The organism is Pseudomonas sp. FG47, from assembly GCF_057809115.1.
The window spans coordinates 145649-165982 of sequence record NZ_JBMDJI010000004.1; the positions used below are offsets into that span (position 1 = coordinate 145649).

Genomic DNA, 20334 nt, shown 5'->3' on the forward strand with positions numbered 1-20334 from the left:
GCCGACCTTGCCGATGAACGGCCTTCACGCCCCCGAATGGATCATTGCGCACCCATTTGGCACAGCTTCTGCAAAACCCTTCTCAAGCTGCGCTCAGGCGCGCTCCACAAAAACAACGAGAAGGTATCCCCTGATGGATAACGCCAGCACTCTGCCCACCGGGGCGGCCGTTGCACCCGCCGCGGAAAAATCCACCGCCAGCCGCCTCAAATCGATCTTCAGTGGTTCCATCGGCAACATGGTCGAATGGTACGACTGGTACGTCTACGCCGCATTCTCGCTGTACTTCGCCAAGGCCTTCTTCCCAGCTGGCGACACCACCGCGCAACTGCTCAACACCGCCGCGATCTTCGCCGTGGGCTTCCTCATGCGCCCGATCGGTGGTTGGCTGATGGGCCTGTACGCCGACCGCAAGGGCCGCAAGGCGGCGCTGATGGCCTCGGTACTGCTGATGTGCGCCGGCTCCCTGGTCATCGCCCTGACCCCTGGCTACGAAACCATTGGCGTCGCCGCGCCGATCCTGCTGGTGGTCGCCCGCCTGCTCCAGGGGCTGTCGGTGGGCGGTGAATACGGCACCTCGGCCACCTACCTCAGCGAGATGGCCAGCAAGGAGCGCCGTGGTTTCTTCTCCAGCTTCCAATACGTGACGCTGATCTCCGGCCAGCTCATCGCCCTGGCGGTGCTGATCATCCTGCAGAACGTGCTGACCACCGAAGAGCTCTACGCCTGGGGCTGGCGCGTGCCGTTCGTGATCGGCGCGCTGTGCGCGGTGGTCGCGCTGTACCTGCGCCGCGGCATGGAAGAAACCGCCTCCTTCACCAAGAAGGAGAAGTCCAAGGAAAGCCTGATGCGCACCCTGATGCGCCACCCCAAGGAGCTGCTGACCGTGGTCGGCCTGACCATGGGCGGCACCCTGGCCTTCTACACCTACACCACCTACATGCAGAAGTACCTGGTCAACACCGTGGGCATGAGCATCAGCGACTCGACCACCATCTCGGCGGCCACGCTGTTCCTGTTCATGTGCCTGCAGCCGGTGATCGGCGGCCTGTCCGACAAGATCGGCCGACGCCCGATCCTGATCGCCTTCGGCGTGCTGGGCACCCTGTTCACCGTGCCGATCCTCAGCACCCTGCACACCATCCAGACCTGGTGGGGCGCGTTCTTCCTGATCATGGCGGCGCTGATCATCGTCAGCGGCTACACCTCGATCAACGCGGTGGTCAAAGCCGAGTTGTTCCCCACCGAGATCCGCGCCCTGGGCGTCGGCCTGCCCTATGCGCTGACCGTGTCGATCTTCGGCGGCACCGCCGAATACGTGGCCCTGTGGTTCAAGAGCAACGGCATGGAGACCGGTTTCTACTGGTATGTCACCGGCTGCATCGCCTGCTCGCTGCTGGTGTACGCGACCATGAAGGACACCAAGCAACACTCGCGGATCACCACTGACTGATCCAGGTTCGCGGAACGTGAAAAGGGGCGCCCCGGTTGACGAGGCGCCCCTTTCTGCTTCTGCTCAGGACATCTCCACCACCCGCACCGGCTCACGTCGCTGGTAATAGGTGGCCATCACCACCAGCACCAACAGCACCCCACCCAGCACCGCCGACGAACCGATGGTGCCGAAGTCCAGCCCGCCTTTTTCGTGCGACTTGGTCAGCACGTCGCCCAGCGTTGCGCCGAACGGGCGGGTTAGGACGAAGGCGATCCAGAACAGCACCACGCCAGAGATCTTCGTCCAGTAACGGGCGCCGGCCACCACCGCGATGGCCACGCCGATCAGCAGCGCGCCGCCAGCGAAGCCCAGCCCCGAGTCATCCGCCAGGTAATCACCCAGCGCGGTGCCCAGGGTATTGGAGAACAGGATCGCCACCCAGTAGAACAACTCGCCGCCCCGGTTGCCGATGCGATTGACGTCCAGCGGATTACCGCTCAGGCGCCACAGGGCGAAGGTCAGCAGCAGAATGCCGATCAGCAACGCCGAGCCCGTCGCGTAGCCCAGGCCCAAGGTGCGGTCCATGAAGTCGGACATCGTGGTGCCGGCGGTGCTGGTGGAAAGGATCACCAGCCAGTACAGCATCGGGTGGTAGCGGCGCGAGTAGAGCTGGGTGACCAGCGTCACCAGGAACACGCTGATCAGCAGCAGCGAACTCATGGCGTAGCCGATGTTCAAGGTCATCGACAGCAGGTCGCCGGCCGTCTCGCCAAGGGTGGTTGCGCAGATCTTCATGACCCAGAAGGCCAGGGTGATTTGCGGGAGTTTGTTCATCGTTGTGCCGCTCCAGGGATGGGGTGCGGCGATGGTGAACAGCCAAGGCTGAAAAATCGGTTGGCCGTGCATGAAAAATGCGTTGTTCGAACGCGACGAGTGGTTGCGAGCGTTAATTGCCCATTAATGGCCGGCGCAGATGCTGTGAACCTGTAGCTGATCTACTCCGCCATTTCAGTTGCGCTGCCTGCCAGTCCTCATAAGGGAGGAAGTAACCACGGGCTAAACATCTAATAAATTGATTTATATACGCAAATTAATGAACTTTTTAATCAAATTAATAGGAGTAGCATTGATTCCACAGCAACAACAACCCACCGCATCCACTGGAGCAACGACCATGAAAAACAAACTGATCCTCACCCTGGCCCTTTCGATCCTGGCTACCGGCGCCTTCGCCGAAGACGGCTTCGACCGCACCAACGCCCACAGCTTCGCCAGCGCGCAAAGCCAAGCGGTGAACTACGCAGAAGATGGCTTCGACCGTACCAACGGCCAACGCTTCGCCGAAGACGGCTTCGACCGCACCAATGCCCAGCGCTTCGCCGAGAACGGCTCCGAGCGCACCAACGCCCACCGCTTCAGCTGATAGCCCAAGGCGTGCCCGCAGCCCGGCATCTGCCGGGCTTGAGCATTTCCAGCCGGGCCAAGGCTTGGCACACTAGGCGTCTCGTCCCCCACCAGGAAGGGCCTCAGGGCCTTGCGCAGATGTATTACTACGAACCCACCAAAGGCCACGGCCTGCCCCATGATCCGTTCAACGCCATCGTCGGTCCCCGCCCCATCGGCTGGATCTCCAGCCACGACCGCGAAGGCCGCCTGAACCTGGCGCCCTACAGCTTCTTCAATGCCTTCAACTACATTCCGCCGATCGTCGGTTTCTGCAGCGTCGGGCGCAAAGACAGCCTGAACAACATCGAGCAGACCGGCGAGTTCGTCTGGAACCTGGCCACCCGCCCGCTGGCCGAGCAGATGAACCAGAGCTGCGCGGCCGTGGCCGCGGATGTCGACGAGTTCGCTCTCAGCGGCCTTACCCCGAGCGCTTCGCGGCTGGTCGGCGTGCCGCGGGTGGGGGAAAGCCCGGTGAGCTTCGAGTGCAAGGTGAGCCAGATCGTTCAGCTCAAGCGCGCCGACCAGGCACTGGTGCCCAGCTGGCTGATCCTCGGCGAAGTGGTGGCCGTGCACATTGCCCAGCACCTGCTCAAGGACGGCATCTACGACACCGCCGCTGCCGAGCCGATCCTGCGCGGTGGTGGCCCGGCGGACTACTTCGCCCTGGGCGAGCTGTTCAAGATGGCCCGCCCGCAAGCCTGATCAGAAGATCAGCTCGCCTTCCTCGCCGACGCCCTGCAAGCGTTCGAGCTCGGCACTGGCGGCCTCGTCGGCCGCCAGTGCGCTGTTGAACACTTGCCCGTCGAGGACCTTGTGAAAGCGCGGCGCACCGCCCAGGTTCAGGGCCTTGACCGCGATTGCGGCGTTGTAGCCGCCGCCTTCCACCGGGACCATCGCCGAAACCGCTTCGAAGTGGGGGAATTCCTTACGTGCCATGCTGCACTCCGCCTGATTGATCGAGGGGCGGCATTCTACACATTAAGCGAAGGTGTGAAGATCAAGGCTGCTGACCACCTGTGCCTGCACCAACTCGCCAAACACCTCCAGGGTTGGCGAAGCGAAATAACCACTCATCGCCTGCTGGTCACGCCAGCTGCCACTGAGCAGCCACAAGTCGGCGTCGACTTGCGAGCGCTGCACGCTGAAACTCAGGCAGCCAGGCGCGCGCAGCGATGGCTCGAGCAGGTCGCGCAGGCGCATGCCGAGTTCCGCCGAACGACCGTTGCTGGCACGGATCAAAGCCAGGTGTGTGACCGGTTGCTGCTGGGTCATGAACGATCTCCTTGACGCTAGGGGGCGAAAACAGGCTGCCAAGGTTAGGCGCCGCCCCGCGCGCGACGTTAGGCCATTACTGCCGGGCGATTGCCTGATTCTGTCGCGCGGCAGGATCAGGCAATCGCCGTGCAGCTTTCGACTAGCGCCGGGCATTGCCCAAACCTATGCTGCGCAGCAATAGAGGAAGCCAACATGACCCTGTCCCTGCCCTTCGACCCGACCCTGGAACCCCAACGCCAGGCACTGGCCACGCTGATCCAGCGCCACGCCGGCGAGCCCCATGGCCCGGCCTCGGCCATCGACGACCTGTACCTTACGTGTTACCAGGAGGATATTCGCGGCATGCCCGCCCTGGCCCAACCGGCGCTGTGCATCCTGGCTCAGGGCAGCAAGACGCTGATCCTCGGCGATGAGCATTACGCCTACGATCCGTTGCACTATATGGTAGTGTCGGTGACTTTGCCGATCAGCGGGGCGTTGCTCAAGGCCAGCCCGGAGCAACCGGCCCTGGCGCTGCGCCTGGATATCGACCCGGCGCACCTGAGCCAGTTGATCGCCGAAAGCAGCCCGATGGTGGTGCCCAATCGCCCATCCGGGCGCGGCTTGTACGTGGAAAAGACCGATCCGCAGTTGCTCGATGCGCTGATCCGCCTGGTCCAACTGCTGGATTCGCCGCGCGACATTCCGATCCTCGCCCCCTTGATCCGCCGCGAGATCTTCTACCGCCTGCTGCGCGGCCCCCAGGGCCACCGCCTGTACGAGATCGCCCTGGCCAACAGCCAGACCCACCGGGTGTCCCAGGCCATCGCCTGGCTCAACCAGCACTATCAGCAGCCGCTGCGCATCGAGGACCTGGCCCGCGAGGTCAACCTCAGCACCTCGACCTTGCATCATCGTTTCAAGGCGGTGACCTCGATGAGCCCGTTGCAGTACCAGAAACAGTTGCGCCTGCAGGAAGCGCGGCGGCTGATGCTCAACGATGGCCTGGAAGCGGCGGTGGCGGGATATCGGGTCGGCTACGAAAGCCCGTCGCAGTTCAGCCGCGAGTACAGCCGCCTGTATGGCGCTCCGCCAATCCGCGATGTGGCCAGGCTGCGCGCGCATGCGGGCTGATGATTGACCTACCCTTGCACCGCTGCCTGCCACTGGCGTTGATCCACCTGGATCAACGTCGGCCCCTGGCGCTCCGCCGCCCGCCCCAGCGCCGCCTGCAACTGCGCCACATCAGCGACATCCTCGGCCGCGGCGCCCAACGCCCGAGCCACGCCGGTGAAGTCCGGGGCATGGATGTCCACACCTACCGGCTCGATCGCCCGGTTGACCATGTATTTCTTGATTTCCTCATACCCCTGGTTGTTCCACAGCAGCACGATCAGCGGCACCTGTGCCTCCACGGCGCTGGCCAGCTCCGGCAGGGTGAACTGCAAGCCGCCGTCACCGATCAGGCACACCGCAGGCAGCCGCTCGGCCGGCGCCTCGGCACTGCCCAGCCAGGCGCCCATGGCCGCTGGCAAGGCATAGCCGAGGGTGCCGTAGCCGGTCGAGGCGTTGAACCAGCGGCGTGGCCGGGCCATGTCCAGGGTCAGGTTGCCGGTGTACACCGGCTGGGTCGAATCTCCCACCAGGATGGCATCCGGCAATGCCGCCAGGATGCCAGTGAGCAGGCGCGTCTGGCTCAGGGTCGGTTGGTCCCAGCTCGCGGCGTTGTCGGCCCGCAGGCGGGCAGCCCGCGCAGCGCCCCAGCGGGCATCGCGAAGCGGCTGCCCTTGCATCGGCAAGGCCACCAGCAACGCCTCGAGCGCCTGCTCGGCATCCGCCACCAGGGCCAGCTCGGGCAGGTAGTTGCGCACGGTCTGATCGGGGTCGATGTCGATGCGCAGCAGGCTGCCGGGGATCGCGAAGCCCCCTTTGAAGGTCACGTCGTAGTCGGTCTCGGCAAGCTCAGTGCCGATCGCCAGCACCACATCGGCCTCGGCCACCAGCGCGCGGGTGGCCGGCAAGGTCTGGGTCGAGCCGATCTGCAACGGATGATTCGCCGGCAGCAGGCCCTTGGCATTGATGGTCAGGGCCACGGGTGCCTGTAGGTACTCGGCCAGGCGGGCAAGCGCTGGGCCGGCAGACAAAGCGCCGCCGCCGGCAAGCAGCAACGGCCGCTGGGCCTTGGCCAGGCGCGCGGCCATCTGCTGCACCGCCAGCGGCGCGGCCCCCGCGCGGGCGGTACGCACCGGGCGTGCGGCCAGCAAGTGATCGGCCTGTTCGACCAGCACATCCAGCGGAATCTCGATATGCACCGGGCGCGGCCGGGCGCCGTCGAACACGGCGAAGGCGCGGGCCAGCACCTGAGGCAGGTCATCGGCACTCATCAGGGTCTGCGAGAAGGCTGATACACCCGCCACCAAAGCGGACTGGTTGGGTAACTCGTGCAACTTGCCACGACCGCCGCCCAGTTGGTCGCGGGACTGCACACTGGAAATCACCAGCATCGGAATCGAGTCAGCATAGGCCTGGCCCATGGCCGTGGCGATATTGGTCATACCCGGCCCGGTGATGATGAAGCACACCCCGGGCTTGCCACGGGTGCGCGCGTAGCCGTCGGCCATGAACCCGGCGCCCTGCTCGTGGCGCGGAGTCACATGGCGGATCGACGACGCCGCCAGGCCACGGTACAGCTCGACGGTATGCACGCCAGGAATACCGAAGACATGGTCGACACCATAGCCTTCGAGGAGTTTGACCAGCACTTCGCCACAGGTTGCCATTATCGAATACCCGATTCTTGTTGAAATCGGTGTTCATGGAAGCAACTGCGCGCTACCGCCACAATGCAAAAAAACACATACTAGCCATGACTTGAAAACATGGCTTACCTACATGAAGCGCTTACCTCCCCTGCCGGCCTTGCACACCTTCCTGATCACCGCCCAGTGCTGCAACTTCACCCGTGCCGGGCAGCAGTTGCACATCACCCAGGGCGCCGTCAGCCGGCAGATCGCCGCACTCGAGGCCCACCTGGGCTATGCGCTGTTTCAGCGTCAGGCACGGGGCCTGGCACTGACCCGCGAAGGCCAGGACTGGCTGCCGCGGGTGCAGCAGGTGTTTGCCTTGATCGAACAGGGGGTACGTGAGGTAGGTGGGCGCAGCGCCACCTTGCAAGTAAAGGCCCCAACCTGCGTGATGCGCTGGCTGCTGCCACGGCTGATGGAGTGGCAGGCGCTACGCCCGGACGTGCCGGTGGAGCTGACCACCACGGTGCAGCACGGCGTGGACTTTCGCCGCGAAGGCTTCGATGCCGCCGTGGTGTATGGCGCCGCGCCCAATCATGGGTTACACGTGCGCAAGTTGTTCGACGAACAGCTGACACCCGTCTGCGCACCGTCGCTTGGCCAGGGGCCGCTGCAGTTGCAGGACTTGACGCGGCAGATGCTGTTGCACCCGTCGCGTGACGAGCATGACTGGCGGTTGTGGTTGCAGGCGGCCAAAGCCGGATTCGAGCCTCAAGGGCCAAAACAGCACTTCGAGACGCTGGACATGGCGATGGCCATGGCGTCTCAAGGGACGGGAATCGCCATTGGCGACTTTGCGCTGATCGGTGATGACCTGCGTGCTGGCCGGCTGATCATGCCGTTCGAGCTGAAAGTGGCGACGGGTAAGAGCTATTACCTGGTAAGCCCGACAAAAACCCTGCCGAGCGGACTCGCCGAACTGATGGATTGGCTTGCCCGGCAAGCACAGCCCTTGTAGGAGCCAGCCTTGCTGGCGAACACCGGCCTGGCCGGTGCCAGGCACCGCATAGCCTGGTTCGCCAGCAAGCTGGCTCCTACGGGGTGCGGTCAGTAGCCGACGGTGAAGCGCGCTCGCGCGTGCGCCGGTTGCTCCAGCTCATCGAGCATCGCGATGGCGTAGTCGGCAAAGCTGATCCAGCTACGACCATCGGCGCCGATCAGCAGGTGATCCTTGCCCAGGGTGTAATGCCCGGTGCGCTCACCTTCGACGAACTCCGCAGACGGTGACAGGAAGGTCCAGTCCAGCTCGGGCTCCTGGCGCAACGCATCGAGAAAGCCCACTCCGGCACTGGCCTCGGCCTTGTAGGCCTCGGGGAAGTCCGGGCTGTCGATGACCCGCTGCCCGGACGGCAGCAGCAGGCTGCCGGCGCCACCGACCACCAGCAGGCGCTTGACTCCAGCCGCCTTGACCGGCGCGATGATCGCCTGTGGCTCGATCGTGGCGAAATGCGCCGCGCTGAGCACCGCGTCGCAGCCGCTCACCGCCGCCTGCAGGGCGGCGCTGTCCTTGGCGTCCAGGGCCTCGACCGTCACCCCTGCGCGGCCTTGCAGCGGCGATGGATCGCGGGCGATGGCGACCACGCTATGACCCCGACGCAGGGCTTCTTCCAGCAACTGGCTGCCGGCGCGCCCGGTGGCGCCGATGATTGCGATCTTGCTCATGGGAAACACTCCAACAGGTTGAAAGGGGTTACCACTTCATCTCGCCCTTGGCGACCTTGGCGCCCAGCTCCAGGGAGCTTTCGTCGGCCAGGTCCGGGTAGCGCTTTTTCATCGCCGCGATCAGCGCGTCGGCATTGGCAGCCTTGGCAGCCTCGGCATCGAAATCACGAATGTAGCCCGCAGTGAAGCGCACGGCTGCCAGCGAACGGCTGCTGTCGCCCAGGTAATGGCCCGGTACCACGGTGCGTGGCGCCAGTCGCTCGATCTTGTCCAGGGTATTCAGCCAGTCGGCATGGGATTGCGCGGTCTGGGTGTCGGCCATCCACACATGGATGTGCTCGGAAACCACCACGCCACCGACCACGGCCTTGATCGAGGGGATCCAGACGAAGCTACGGTCCGGCTGCGGGCCGTCCAGGCCCTCGACCTTGAGCTCTTGGCCCTCCAGCTCCAGGCGATCGCCGGCGAGTACCTGCGGGACCACCAGCTTGGCCGGCTTGTCCTCGCCCATTTTCGGGCCCCAGTAGGCCAGCTTGGCATCCATGGTCTTGCGGATGTGCTCGACAGTGGCAGCCGAAGCGACCACGCGAGCCTTGGGAAACGCCTGGGTGATGGTGTCCAGGCCAAAGTAGTAGTCCGGATCGCCATGGCTGACGTAGATGGTGGTCAATTGCTTGCCGCTGGCCTGCAGACGCTCCACCACTTGCTCGGCCTGGGCCTTGCCGAACTGGGCATCGACCAGGATGGCGTCATGGGCGCCACTGACGATGACCGAGCTGACCGGGAAGATCGCGTCATGGCCAGGGTTGTAGACATCAAGCTTGAGAGGCTCGGCGGCCATGGCCTGGCCGGCGAGAGTGGCACAGGCCAGCAGCAGGCCACGCAGCGGAGTGAGAAGCGACATTGGGATGATCCTGTAGGCGGGAACGATGGAACACAGCTTAGTTGCCCGAACCAATACAAAAAATGCGATGCTGCAACATAGTTTGTTTCTTAAATCGGGCAAATCATGGATCGTCTGAACGCCATGCGCGTCTTCGTCACCGTCGTCGACCTCGGCAGCCAGTCGGCCGCGGCCGATCACCTTGGGCTTTCCCGGCCTGTGGTCTCACGTTACCTGGCAGAGCTGGAGGACTGGGTCGGCGCGCGCCTGATGCAACGCACCACGCGCAAGCTCAGCCTGACCGCCGCCGGCCAGGAAACCCTGCCGCGCTGCCGGCAGATGCTGGAGCTGGCAGGCGACCTGCAGAGCGCCGTGCGCCAGCCCGATGCCGCGCCCCGTGGCGAGCTGCGCATCAGTGTCAGCACTTCGTTCGGCCAGGCGCAGTTGGTGGACGCCCTGGCCGCCTATGTAAAGCGCTATCCCGGGGTAAAGGTAGAGCTACAGATGCTCGACCGCACCGTCAATCTGGTGGAGGAACGCATCGACCTGGCCATCCGCACCAGCAACGACATCGACCCCAACCTGATCGCCCGGCGCCTGAGCGTGTGCCGTTCGGTAATTTGCGCCAGCCCCGCCTACCTGCGCGAGCACGGCACGCCGGAGCGAGTCGAGGCGTTGAGCCAGCACAACTGTCTGACCCACGCCTATTTCGGTCACGGCCTGTGGCACTTCGAGGTGAACGGGCAGCCCATCGCCGTGCCAGTGCAGGGCAATATCAGCGCCAACGAAGCCATGACCCTGCAGAAGGCCGCACTGGCCAGCGCCGGCATCGCCATGCTGCCGACCTATCAGGCCGCGGCGGCACTGCGCAGTGGCGAGCTGGTACGCCTGCTGCCCGAGGCCAAGCCACGGGAACTGACGCTCAACGCGGTGTACACCTCGCGCAAGCACATGCCGGCAACCCTGCGCAGCATGCTGGACTTCCTGGCGCAGCGCTTCGCCGATGAGCCCGCCTGGGACCAGGGCCTCGGCCTGTAGGAGCCAGCTTGCTGGCGAACCGGCAACGCGGTGGATGGCACCGGCTATACCGGTGTTCGCCGGCAAGCCGGCTCCTACGCCGGTTACGCCCCTGCAATGTCCGTACAAGCCAGCCTTGGCGAAGCAGGCGCCACGATAAAGGGCGTACTTGCCGGCAAACCGGGCGCCTAGGCGGGATGGTCAGGCATCGCGCCAGACGTCGATCACTCCTCGACGCTCATGTACTCCTTGGCCCAGCGGATGTAATCCTCAGGTTGGGTGTAGGTGTGCGACAGCTCGGTGGCGCTGAGGTTTTCAGACTTGTTCTGCTGGCCGCGCTGCAAGCGCAGGCAGTCGTAGGTGGCCTTGATCGCAGCGAAATAGGCGGCATGGCCATCGACCACGATACGCACGCCCAGGCGCGCCAGGCGCTCGTCATCGCGCAGGTTGGGGTTGGCGTAGGTGACCAGCATCAGCGGCACGCTCAGGTGCTCGCTGATCTGCTCCAACTGCTCGAAATCCTTCACCCCTACCATGCAGATGCCATCGGCACCGGCCTTCTGGTAGCTCTGCGTGCGGACGATGATCTCCTCGGTGGTCAGCACCCCGGCATTGGTCCGGGCGATGATCGCCAGTGCCGAATCGACCCGCGCTTCCAGTGCCGCGCGAATCTTGCCGACGCCTTCCTCGACCGAGATCAGGTCGGTGGACTTGCGGCCGAACTGGGCGGGCAGCAGGGTGTCCTCGATGGTCAACGCGGCGACGCCGGCGCGCTCCAGCTCGATCACCGTGCGCATCACGTTGAGTGCGTTGCCATAGCCATGGTCGGCGTCGGCCAGCACCGGCAACTGGGCGACACGGCCGATGCGGGTGGCCTGCTCGACGAACTCGCTCAGGGTGATCAGGGCGAAGTCCGGCGCGGCCAGCACCTGCAACGAGGCGACCGAGCCGCCGAGGATGCCGACCTCGAAGCCCAGGTCGGCGGCGATGCGCGCGGACATGGGGTCGAAGACCGACGCGGTGTGATAGCACGAACTGGACGCGAGCAGTTCGCGGAAGGCAAAACGCAGATCGTGGTGGGAAGCCTTGGGCATGATCACTCCGCTGGTAATAAGAAATGTAGAACGGCTGACAACCGACCCCTGGTTCGGGTCTACCTGACTGTTCCAACCGTCGCCATCTGGGCGGTCATGCTCGACATGCAGGCAGAGGAATAGAAGGTGTGGACATACAGCGACGCGAAATCCTGCGGCAATTGGTTGCACCACACTGGTGCAAGCCCCGGATTTCAGCCTCTGCGGCCCGGTCACGATAGCACGGGGCCAAGCAGCGCTGGATGAATGCGCCAATGCCGATCTTGCATAGGGGATGCATTTAGTACATAGGGAGCTATCTAACTCAGGTTACAATCCGCAACACTGAAGCCCGCCTCCACGTCACCCGTCATGACCACCAAGGATCCCCAGTGACCGCCGCCCTGCCCGCCACCGTCCTGCGTCGCGTCCTGATCGCCCTGATGCTGGCGATCTTCCTCGGCGCCCTCGACCAGACCATCGTCGCCGTGTCCATGCCGGCGATTTCCGCGCAGTTCGACGATGTCGGCCTACTGGCCTGGGTCATCTCTGGCTACATGGTGGCCATGACCATCGCCGTGCCGATCTACGGCAAGCTCGGCGACCTGTATGGCCGGCGCCGCATGATCCTCACCGGCACCGCCGTGTTCACCCTGGCGTCTATCGCCTGCGCCCTGGCCCAGGACATGCCGCAACTGGTGCTGGCCCGGGTACTCCAGGGCATCGGCGCCGGCGGCATGGTCTCGGTGAGCCAGGCGATCATCGGCGACTACGTGCCGCCCCGTGAACGCGGCCGCTACCAGGGTTATTTCAGCAGCATGTACGCCCTGGCCAGCGTCGCCGGGCCGGTGCTGGGCGGCTGGCTGACCGAATACCTGTCCTGGCGCGGGGTGTTCTGGGTCAACCTGCCGCTGGGGCTGGTCGCCCTGTGGGTGATCCACCGGGCGTTGGAGGGGCTGTCGGCGCCGCGACGCGCGGCGCAGGTGGACTACCTCGGCGCGCTGTTAATGATTGTCGGCCTGGGCAGCCTGCTGCTGGGCATCACCCTGGTCGGCCAAGGACACGCCTGGCTGTCGGCGCCGGTGCTAGTGCTGCTTGGCTGCGCCCTGCTTGGCCTGTTGCTGTTCGTGGCCCATGAACGGCGCTGCCGCGAACCGCTGCTGCCACTGAGCCTGTTCGGCAACCGGGTGGCGGTGCTGTGCTGGTGCGTGATCTTCTTCGCCAGCTTCCAGTCGATTTCACTGACCATGCTCATGCCCCTGCGCTACCAGGGCATCACCGGCGCGGGCGCCGACAGCGCCGCGCTACACTTGCTGCCACTGGCCATGGGCCTGCCCCTAGGCGCCTTCACCGGCGGGCGCATGACCAGCCGCACTGGGCGCTACAAGCCGCAAATCCTGTTCGGCGCGCTGCTGATGCCACTGGCCATCGCGGCCATGGCATTTACCCCGCCACAAGCCAGCTGGCTGAGCGCCCTGTTCATGTTGCTCACAGGCATCGCTTGCGGCTTGCAGTTCCCCACCTCGCTGGTGGGCACACAGAACGCGGTGGCGCCGCAGGAGATCGGCGTGGCCACCAGCACCACCAACCTGTTCCGTTCGCTGGGCGGGGCAATGGGCGTGGCTTGCATGTCCAGCCTGTTGTTGGCGCTGTTGCACCAGGGCGGCTTCGAACTGCTGGGCAACCCGTTGCTGGGCAGCCTCAAGGCCGGTGAGGCCAATCCGTTGACCCAGGCGCGCCTGCTGGAGACATTCCACCAGCTGTTGCTGGCCAGTGCCGGGGCTTCGCTGATTGGCTTGCTGGCGGCATTGGCCCTGCCAGACAAACAACTGCGCGGGCGCTGAAAACCCGCGCTATTAACGCTGCCTTAACCGGAAACGAGTAACACTCCCTAACAATCCTTCACAAACTGTCATTTGCGCAAACCGGAGCTCAAGCGCAGCATGTCCAGCCCGGTATCGACCCATTTTTCAGCATCGCCCAGCAAGTCGAAGCTGTCCGGCAGCAACAGCCAGCGGCCGATCAAGCCATCGACATAGGCAAATATCGCCACGGCGGCCCGCTCGGGATCCAGGTCGACGGGCAACTGGCCGCGTCGCACGGCATTGCCCATGGTCAATGCGATGCCCTGGTGGCAATCACGCACGGCATTTTGCCGCTGCTGGCGAATCTCGCACATGTCGTCGGTGAACTCGCACTTGTGATGCAGGATTTCGTTGATACGCCGGGTCCGGGCATCAAGCACCAGCTCGCGAAACACCTGCAGCAGCAACGTGCGGATACACCCCAGCGGGTCGAGTTCATCCTCGCTCTCGCCGGCCTGGGCCAGGTGATCATGGGTTTCGTGCAGGCTATCGAGCAGTGCCTGCACCAGTTCGGCCTTGTTGCTGAAATGCCAGTAGATCGCACCGCGGGTCACGCCCGCGAGCTCGGCGATATCGGCCAGGGTGGTACGCGCGACACCGCGCTTGTAGAAGGCCCTTTCCGCCGCCTCGATGATCTGGGCACGGGTTTCCTGGGCTTCTTCTTTGGTTCGACGGACCATGGCAGTACAACCTCATCAGGCCCCGCGCGCTCACGTGGCGGGCGGGAATCAGGCCGGGGTCGCCTCTTTCAGGGCCTGTCCCGGGTAAATGTGGGTGATCCGCGGCGGCGATTCGCGACGCACATGCGGTATTTACAAACAACCATGAATGTAAGTATATTCCTTAGCAAGCTATTTATCCACCCGATAGCGTTTTTCTGACAAGACTCTTCCTTTATATTCTTGAGCTCCCCTGCTCCTGCGACCCGAGGATCCTCATGCAATTCAAGCCAGCCTTATCCGCCCTGGTTTCCGCCGTGGCTTTGGCAACCCTGCTCAGTGGCTGTAAGAAAGAAGAAGCAGCGCCAGCGCCGCAGGCTCCTCAGGTCGGCGTCGTCACCGTGCAGCCGCAAGCCTTCACCCTCACCTCGGAACTGCCGGGGCGCACCAGCGCCTACCGTGTGGCCGAGGTCCGGCCACAGGTCAACGGCATCATTCTCAAGCGCCTGTTCAAGGAAGGCAGCGACGTCAAGGAAGGGCAGCAGCTCTACCAGATCGACCCCGCTGTCTATGAGGCCAACCTGGCCAACGCCCAGGCCAACCTGCAGGCTACCCGCTCGCTGGCCGAGCGCTACAAGCAGCTGATCGACGAACAGGCCGTCTCCAAACAGGAGTACGACGACGCCAATGCCAAACGATTGCAGGCCGAGGCAGCGCTCAAGAGTGCCCAGATCGACCTGCGCTACACCAAGGTGCTGGCGCCGATCAGCGGTCGCATCGGCCGCTCCGCGTTCACCGAAGGCGCGCTGGTGAGCAATGGCCAGGCCAATGCCATGTCCACCATCCAGCAGCTCGACCCGATCTATGTCGACGTCACCCAGTCCACCGCCGAGCTGCTCAAGCTGCGCCGTGACCTGGAAGGCGGCCAACTGCAGAAGGCCGGCGACAACGCCGCCCAGGTGCAGCTGGTGCTGGAAGATGGCAGCCTGTTCAAGCAGCAGGGTCGCCTGGAGTTCTCCGAAGTCGCGGTCGACGAGACTACCGGCTCCGTGACCCTGCGCGCGATCTTCCCCAACCCCGACCACACCCTGCTGCCTGGAATGTTCGTGCATGCGCGGCTCAAGGCCGGGGTCAACGCCAACGCCATCCTGGTCCCGCAACAGGGCGTGACCCGCGACCTCAAAGGCGCGCCGACCGCACTGGTGGTCAACCAGGAAAATAAGGTCGAACTGCGCCAGCTCAAGGCCAACCGTACCCTGGGCAGCGACTGGCTGATCGAGGAAGGCCTGAACCCAGGCGACCGCCTGATCACCGAAGGGCTGCAGTTCGTGCGCCCTGGGGTCGAGGTCAAGGTCAGCGAAGCCACCAACGTCAAGAAACCGGGCAGCCCCGATCAGGCCAGCGCGGCGAAAGCAGACGCCAAAGCGGAGTAAACCATGTCGAAGTTCTTTATCGATCGCCCGATCTTCGCCTGGGTGATCGCCCTGGTGATCATGCTGGTCGGCGCCTTGTCGATCCTGAAGCTGCCGATCAACCAGTACCCGAGCATCGCCCCGCCGGCCATCGCCATCGCCGTGACCTACCCGGGCGCCTCGGCGCAGACGGTGCAGGACACCGTGGTGCAGGTGATCGAGCAGCAGCTCAACGGTATCGACAACCTGCGGTATGTGTCCTCGGAAAGTAACTCCGACGGCAGCATGACCATCACCGCCACCTTCGAGCAGGGCACCAACGCCGACACGGCGCAGGTCCAGGTGCAGAACAAGCTGAACCTGGCCACCCCGCTGCTGCCGCAAGAGGTGCAACAGCAAGGTATCCGCGTCACCAAGGCAGTGAAGAACTTCCTGCTGGTGATCGGCCTGGTGTCCGAAGACGGCAGCATGACCAAGGACGACCTGGCCAACTACATCGTCTCCAACATGCAGGACCCGATCTCGCGGACCGCCGGCGTGGGTGACTTCCAGGTGTTCGGCGCGCAGTACGCCATGCGTATCTGGCTCGATCCGGCCAAGCTGAACAAGTTCCAGCTGACTCCGGTCGACGTGCGCACCGCGGTGGCCGCGCAGAACGTGCAGGTGTCCTCCGGCCAGCTCGGTGGCCTGCCGGCCCTGCCGGGTACCCAGCTCAACGCCACCATCATCGGCAAGACCCGCCTGCAGACCGCCGAGCAGTTCGAGAAGATCCTGCTCAAGGTCAACGCCGACGGCTCCCAGGTGCGCCTGAGCGATGTCGCCACGGTTGGCCTGGGTGGCGAGAACTACGCCATCAGCGCGCAGTACAACGGCTTCCCGGCCTCGGGCCTGGCGGTCAAGCTGGCCACCGGCGCCAACGCCCTGGATACCGCCAAGGCCCTGCGCCAGACCATCGCCGACCTGGAGCCGTTCTTCCCGCCAGGGGTCAAGGCGGTGTTCCCGTACGACACCACCCCGGTGGTCACCGAATCCATCAGCGGCGTGATCCACACCCTGATCGAAGCCGTGGTCCTGGTGTTCCTGGTGATGTACCTGTTCCTGCAGAACTTCCGCGCCACCATCATCACCACCATGACCGTGCCGGTGGTGTTGCTCGGGACCTTCGGCATCCTCGCCGCCGCCGGCTTCAGCATCAACACCCTGACCATGTTCGCCATGGTCCTGGCCATCGGCTTGCTGGTGGACGATGCCATCGTCGTGGTGGAGAACGTCGAACGGGTGATGTCCGAGGAAGGGCTACCGCCCAAGGAGGCGACCAAGCGCTCCATGGAGCAGATCCAGGGCGCCCTGGTGGGTATCGCCCTGGTACTGTCGGCGGTACTGTTGCCGATGGCCTTCTTCGGCGGCTCCACCGGCGTGATCTACCGCCAGTTCTCGATCACCATCGTCTCGGCCATGGGCCTGTCGGTGCTGGTCGCGCTGATCTTCACCCCGGCCCTGTGCGCCACCATGCTCAAGCCGCTGAAGAAGGGCGAGCATCATGTCGCCAAGCGCGGCTTCTTCGGCTGGTTCAACCGCAACTTCGACCGCAGCGTCGTCGGCTACGAACGCAGCGTCGGCACCATCCTGCGCAACAAGGTGCCGTTCCTGCTGGCCTATGCGCTGATCGTGGTCGGCATGATCTGGCTGTTCGCCCGCATCCCCACCGCGTTCCTTCCGGAAGAAGACCAGGGCGTGCTGTTCGCCCAGGTGCAGACTCCGGCCGGTTCCAGTGCCGAGCGCACCCAGGTAGTGGTCGACCAGATGCGCGAGTACCTGCTCAAGGACGAAGCCGATACCGTCTCGTCGGTGTTCACCGTCAACGGCTTCAACTTCGCCGGTCGCGGGCAAAGCTCGGGCATGGCGTTCATCATGCTCAAGCCCTGGGGTGAGCGCTCGAAGGAGAACAGCGTGTTCGCCCTCGCCCAACGCGCGCAGATGCACTTCTTCGGCTTCCGCGACGCGATGGTGTTCGCCTTCGCGCCGCCAGCGGTACTCGAACTGGGTAACGCCACCGGCTTCGACGTGTTCCTCCAGGACCGCGCCGGTGTCGGCCACGAGAAGCTGATGGAAGCGCGCAACCAGTTCCTGGCCAAGGCCGCGCAGAGCAAGATCCTCAGCGCCGTGCGCCCGAACGGCCTGAACGACGAACCGCAGTACCAACTGACCATCGACGACGAACGCGCCAGTGCCCTGGGCGTGACCATCGCCGACATCAACAACACCCTGTCGATCGCCCTGGGCGGTAACTACGTCAACGACTTCATCGACCGTGGTCGGGTCAAGAAGGTCTATATCCAGGGCGAGCCAAGCGCCCGGATGAGCCCGGAAGACCTGCAGAAGTGGTACGTGCGCAACGGCGCGGGCGAAATGGTGCCGTTCTCCTCCTTCGCCAAGGGCGAGTGGAGCTACGGCTCGCCGAAGCTGTCGCGCTACAACGGCGTGGAGGCCATCGAGATCCTCGGTACCCCGGCGCCTGGCTACAGTACCGGTGAGGCCATGGCCGAAGTTGAACGCATCGCCGGCGAACTGCCAACCGGCATCGGCTACTCCTGGACCGGCATGTCCTACGAGGAAAAACTCTCCGGCTCGCAAATGCCGGCGCTGTTCGCCCTCTCGGTACTGTTCGTGTTCCTCTGCCTGGCAGCGCTGTACGAAAGCTGGTCGATCCCGATCGCCGTGGTGCTGGTGGTGCCGCTGGGTATCATCGGTGCGCTGATCGCCACCAGCCTGCGCGGACTGTCCAACGACGTGTACTTCCTGGTCGGCCTGCTGACCACCATCGGCCTGGCGGCGAAGAACGCGATCCTGATCGTCGAATTCGCCAAGGAACTGCACGAGCAGGGCCGCAGCCTGTACGACTCGGCCATCGAAGCCTGCCGCATGCGTCTGCGTCCGATCATCATGACCTCGCTGGCGTTCATCCTCGGCGTGGTACCGTTGACCATCGCCAGCGGCGCCGGCGCCGGCAGCCAACACGCCATCGGCACCGGGGTGATCGGCGGCATGATCAGTGCGACCGTGCTGGCCATCTTCTGGGTACCGCTATTCTTCGTCGCAGTGTCGTCGCTGTTCGGCAGCAAAGAGCCGAAAAAAGACGCCACCCCTGAAACTCCACGTTATGAGGCTGGGCAATGACCAAGTCTTTGTTGTCCCTCGCAGTAACCGCGTTCATTCTCGGCGGCTGCTCGCTGATCCCCGACTACCAGGCGCCGGAGGCGCCGGTAGCCGCGCAGTGGCCGCAAGGCCCTGCCTACTCGCCGACCGAGTCGGCCAACGTCGCCGCCGCCGAACAGGGCTGGCGCCAGTTCTTCCACGACCCGGCGCTGCAACAACTGATCCAGACGTCGCTGGAAAACAACCGCGACCTGCGCGTAGCGGCGCTGAACATCGACGCCTACCGGGCGCAGTACCGCATCCAGCGCGCCGACCTGTTCCCAGCCGTATCGGCCAATGGCAGCGGCAGCCGCCAGCGGATGCCGGCGAACATGTCGCAAACCGGCGAGTCGAGCATCTCCAGCCAGTACTCGGCCACCCTCGGGGTCAGCTCCTATGAGCTGGACCTGTTCGGCCGCGTGCGCAGCCTGAGCGAGCAAGCACTGGAAACCTACCTGTCCAGTGAGCAGGCGCGCCGCTCCACGCAGATCAGCCTGGTGGCCAGCGTGGCCAACGCCTATTACACCTGGCAGGCCGACCAGGCCCTGCTGAAGCTCACCCAAGAAACGCTGAAGACCTACGAAGAGAGCTACAACCTCACCCGCCGCAGCAATGAAGTGGGCGTGGCTTCGGCCCTCGACCTGAGCCAGGCGCGCACCGCCGTGGAAGGCGCGCGGGTCAAGTACTCGCAGTACCAGCGCCTGGTCGCCCAGGACCTCAACAGCCTGACCGTGCTGGTCGGTACCGGCGTGCCGGCCAACCTGCCCAAGGCGCTGGAGCTCGATGCCGACCAACTGGCCGAAGTGCCGGCGGGCCTGCCGTCCGACATTCTGCAGCGGCGCCCGGACATCCAGGAGGCCGAGCACCTGCTCAAGGCCGCCAACGCCAACATCGGCGCGGCCCGCGCCGCGTTCTTCCCGAGCATCAGCCTGACCGCCAATGCCGGTACCCTGAGCCCGGACATGGGTGGCCTGTTCAAGGGCGGCTCCGGCACCTGGCTGTTCCAGCCGCAGATCAACCTGCCGATCTTCAACGCCGGCAGCCTGAAGGCCAGCCTGGACTACTCGAAGATCCAGAAGGACATCAACGTCGCCAAGTACGAAAAGACCATCCAGACCGCCTTCCAGGAAGTCGCCGATGGCCTGGCCGCGCGCAAGACGTTCGAGGAGCAGTTGCAGGCCCAGCGTGACCTGGTGGCCGCCAACCAGGACTACTACCGCCTGGCCGAGCGCCGCTACCGCATCGGTATCGACAGCAACCTGACCTTCCTCGATGCCCAGCGCAACCTGTTCAGCGCCCAGCAGTCGCTGATCGGCGACCGCCTGTCGCAGTTGGTCAGCGAAGTAAACCTGTACAAGGCCCTTGGTGGCGGCTGGTACGAGCAGACCCAGCAGCAGGCCTCGATCCAGACGCCGAAAGGCTGATTGCACTGATAGCAGCATCAAGCCCACCCTTGCGGTGGGCTTTTTGTTTGAAGCCTTACACCGTCCCCTGTAGGAGCAGCCTCAGCACAATCAGACATATCGTTCGATAATCGCCCCGTTCCGCGTTCCACGAATTGCCTCGACCCCGCCCTCCCCCGCACCATCGCCCACGCAACGTTGCACAAGTTCTCTCTAAAGATGCCGA

The 20334-nt window shown here is 64.4% G+C and carries 17 protein-coding genes and 1 pseudogene; 10 read left to right on the top strand and 8 right to left on the bottom strand.

What is annotated here, in order from left to right:
- Positions 1-133: 133 nt before the first annotated feature.
- Entirely contained in the window at positions 134-1453 is a 1320-nt protein-coding gene (locus tag ACODS5_RS06040; protein ID WP_217853194.1) for an MFS transporter, read from the top strand.
- A gap of 63 nt (positions 1454-1516) precedes the next feature.
- On the opposite strand, the gene ACODS5_RS06045 is transcribed toward ACODS5_RS06040, so the two are convergent.
- Complete coding sequence (locus tag ACODS5_RS06045; protein WP_134691464.1) at positions 1517-2269, bottom strand: COG4705 family protein; 753 nt, start codon at positions 2267-2269, stop codon at positions 1517-1519.
- Positions 2270-2609: 340 nt separating this feature from the next.
- Here ACODS5_RS06045 and ACODS5_RS06050 point away from each other — a divergent pair.
- Positions 2610-2855, top strand: a pseudogene (locus ACODS5_RS06050) (heme utilization protein); the annotation flags it as partial.
- Between the two features lie 122 nt (positions 2856-2977).
- Positions 2978-3583 carry a flavin reductase family protein gene (locus ACODS5_RS06055; RefSeq protein ID WP_489108206.1) on the top strand — a complete coding sequence of 202 codons (606 nt, stop codon included), beginning with the start codon at positions 2978-2980 and terminating at the stop codon, positions 3581-3583.
- On the opposite strand, the gene ACODS5_RS06060 is transcribed toward ACODS5_RS06055, so the two are convergent.
- Both ACODS5_RS06060 and ACODS5_RS06065 read right to left on the bottom strand, forming a co-directional pair.
- Positions 3584-3817, bottom strand: a complete 234-nt coding sequence (locus tag ACODS5_RS06060) for a hypothetical protein (RefSeq protein WP_134691467.1) — start codon at positions 3815-3817, stop codon at positions 3584-3586.
- 42 nt (positions 3818-3859) lie between these two features.
- Positions 3860-4153, bottom strand: a complete 294-nt coding sequence (locus tag ACODS5_RS06065; protein WP_217853185.1) for a putative quinol monooxygenase — start codon at positions 4151-4153, stop codon at positions 3860-3862.
- Between the two features lie 195 nt (positions 4154-4348).
- Here ACODS5_RS06065 and ACODS5_RS06070 point away from each other — a divergent pair, with 195 nt between their 5' ends.
- Complete coding sequence (locus ACODS5_RS06070; RefSeq protein WP_489108207.1) at positions 4349-5269, top strand: AraC family transcriptional regulator; 921 nt, start codon at positions 4349-4351, stop codon at positions 5267-5269.
- Positions 5270-5277: 8 nt separating this feature from the next.
- Here ACODS5_RS06070 and ACODS5_RS06075 read toward each other — a convergent pair whose 3' ends face one another.
- Positions 5278-6915, bottom strand: coding sequence for a 5-guanidino-2-oxopentanoate decarboxylase (locus ACODS5_RS06075; protein WP_489108208.1), 1638 nt, complete (start codon positions 6913-6915; stop codon positions 5278-5280).
- 112 nt (positions 6916-7027) lie between these two features.
- On the opposite strand from ACODS5_RS06075, the gene ACODS5_RS06080 reads away from it, so the two are divergent.
- Complete coding sequence (locus ACODS5_RS06080; protein WP_489108209.1) at positions 7028-7897, top strand: LysR substrate-binding domain-containing protein; 870 nt, start codon at positions 7028-7030, stop codon at positions 7895-7897.
- An 89-nt stretch (positions 7898-7986) separates the two neighbouring features.
- On the opposite strand, the gene ACODS5_RS06085 is transcribed toward ACODS5_RS06080, so the two are convergent.
- Entirely contained in the window at positions 7987-8601 is a 615-nt protein-coding gene (locus ACODS5_RS06085) for an NAD(P)-dependent oxidoreductase (protein WP_489108210.1), read from the bottom strand.
- 28 nt (positions 8602-8629) lie between these two features.
- Positions 8630-9505, bottom strand: a complete 876-nt coding sequence (locus ACODS5_RS06090; protein ID WP_489108211.1) for an MBL fold metallo-hydrolase — start codon at positions 9503-9505, stop codon at positions 8630-8632.
- A gap of 105 nt (positions 9506-9610) precedes the next feature.
- Here ACODS5_RS06090 and ACODS5_RS06095 point away from each other — a divergent pair, with 105 nt between their 5' ends.
- On the top strand, positions 9611-10522 hold the full coding sequence (locus ACODS5_RS06095; protein ID WP_489108212.1) for a LysR family transcriptional regulator: 912 nt from the start codon (positions 9611-9613) through the stop codon (positions 10520-10522).
- Between the two features lie 203 nt (positions 10523-10725).
- On the opposite strand, the gene ACODS5_RS06100 is transcribed toward ACODS5_RS06095, so the two are convergent.
- Positions 10726-11595 (bottom strand): isocitrate lyase/PEP mutase family protein, encoded by an 870-nt coding sequence (locus tag ACODS5_RS06100; protein ID WP_489108213.1) that lies wholly within the window; start codon positions 11593-11595, stop codon positions 10726-10728.
- 371 nt (positions 11596-11966) lie between these two features.
- Between ACODS5_RS06100 and ACODS5_RS06105 the strand changes: the two genes are divergently transcribed.
- Positions 11967-13418, top strand: a complete 1452-nt coding sequence (locus ACODS5_RS06105) for an MDR family MFS transporter (RefSeq protein WP_489108214.1) — start codon at positions 11967-11969, stop codon at positions 13416-13418.
- A 68-nt stretch (positions 13419-13486) separates the two neighbouring features.
- Here ACODS5_RS06105 and ACODS5_RS06110 read toward each other — a convergent pair whose 3' ends face one another.
- Positions 13487-14119: a TetR family transcriptional regulator gene (locus tag ACODS5_RS06110; protein ID WP_134691477.1), complete on the bottom strand. Its 633-nt coding sequence runs from the start codon at positions 14117-14119 to the stop codon at positions 13487-13489.
- 257 nt (positions 14120-14376) lie between these two features.
- Here ACODS5_RS06110 and ttgA point away from each other — a divergent pair, with 257 nt between their 5' ends.
- The 3 genes from ttgA to ACODS5_RS06125 are packed head-to-tail and all read left to right on the top strand — an operon-like array spanning position 14377 to position 20129.
- Positions 14377-15531: a toluene efflux RND transporter periplasmic adaptor subunit TtgA gene (gene ttgA / locus ACODS5_RS06115; protein ID WP_134691478.1), complete on the top strand. Its 1155-nt coding sequence runs from the start codon at positions 14377-14379 to the stop codon at positions 15529-15531.
- 3 nt (positions 15532-15534) lie between these two features.
- Positions 15535-18687, top strand: a complete 3153-nt coding sequence (gene ttgB, locus ACODS5_RS06120) for a multidrug efflux RND transporter permease subunit TtgB (RefSeq protein WP_489108215.1) — start codon at positions 15535-15537, stop codon at positions 18685-18687.
- Positions 18684-20129, top strand: coding sequence for an AdeC/AdeK/OprM family multidrug efflux complex outer membrane factor (locus ACODS5_RS06125; RefSeq protein WP_134691480.1), 1446 nt, complete (start codon positions 18684-18686; stop codon positions 20127-20129). Before ttgB ends, ACODS5_RS06125 begins: the two co-directional genes overlap by 4 nt.
- Positions 20130-20334 lie beyond the last annotated feature (205 nt).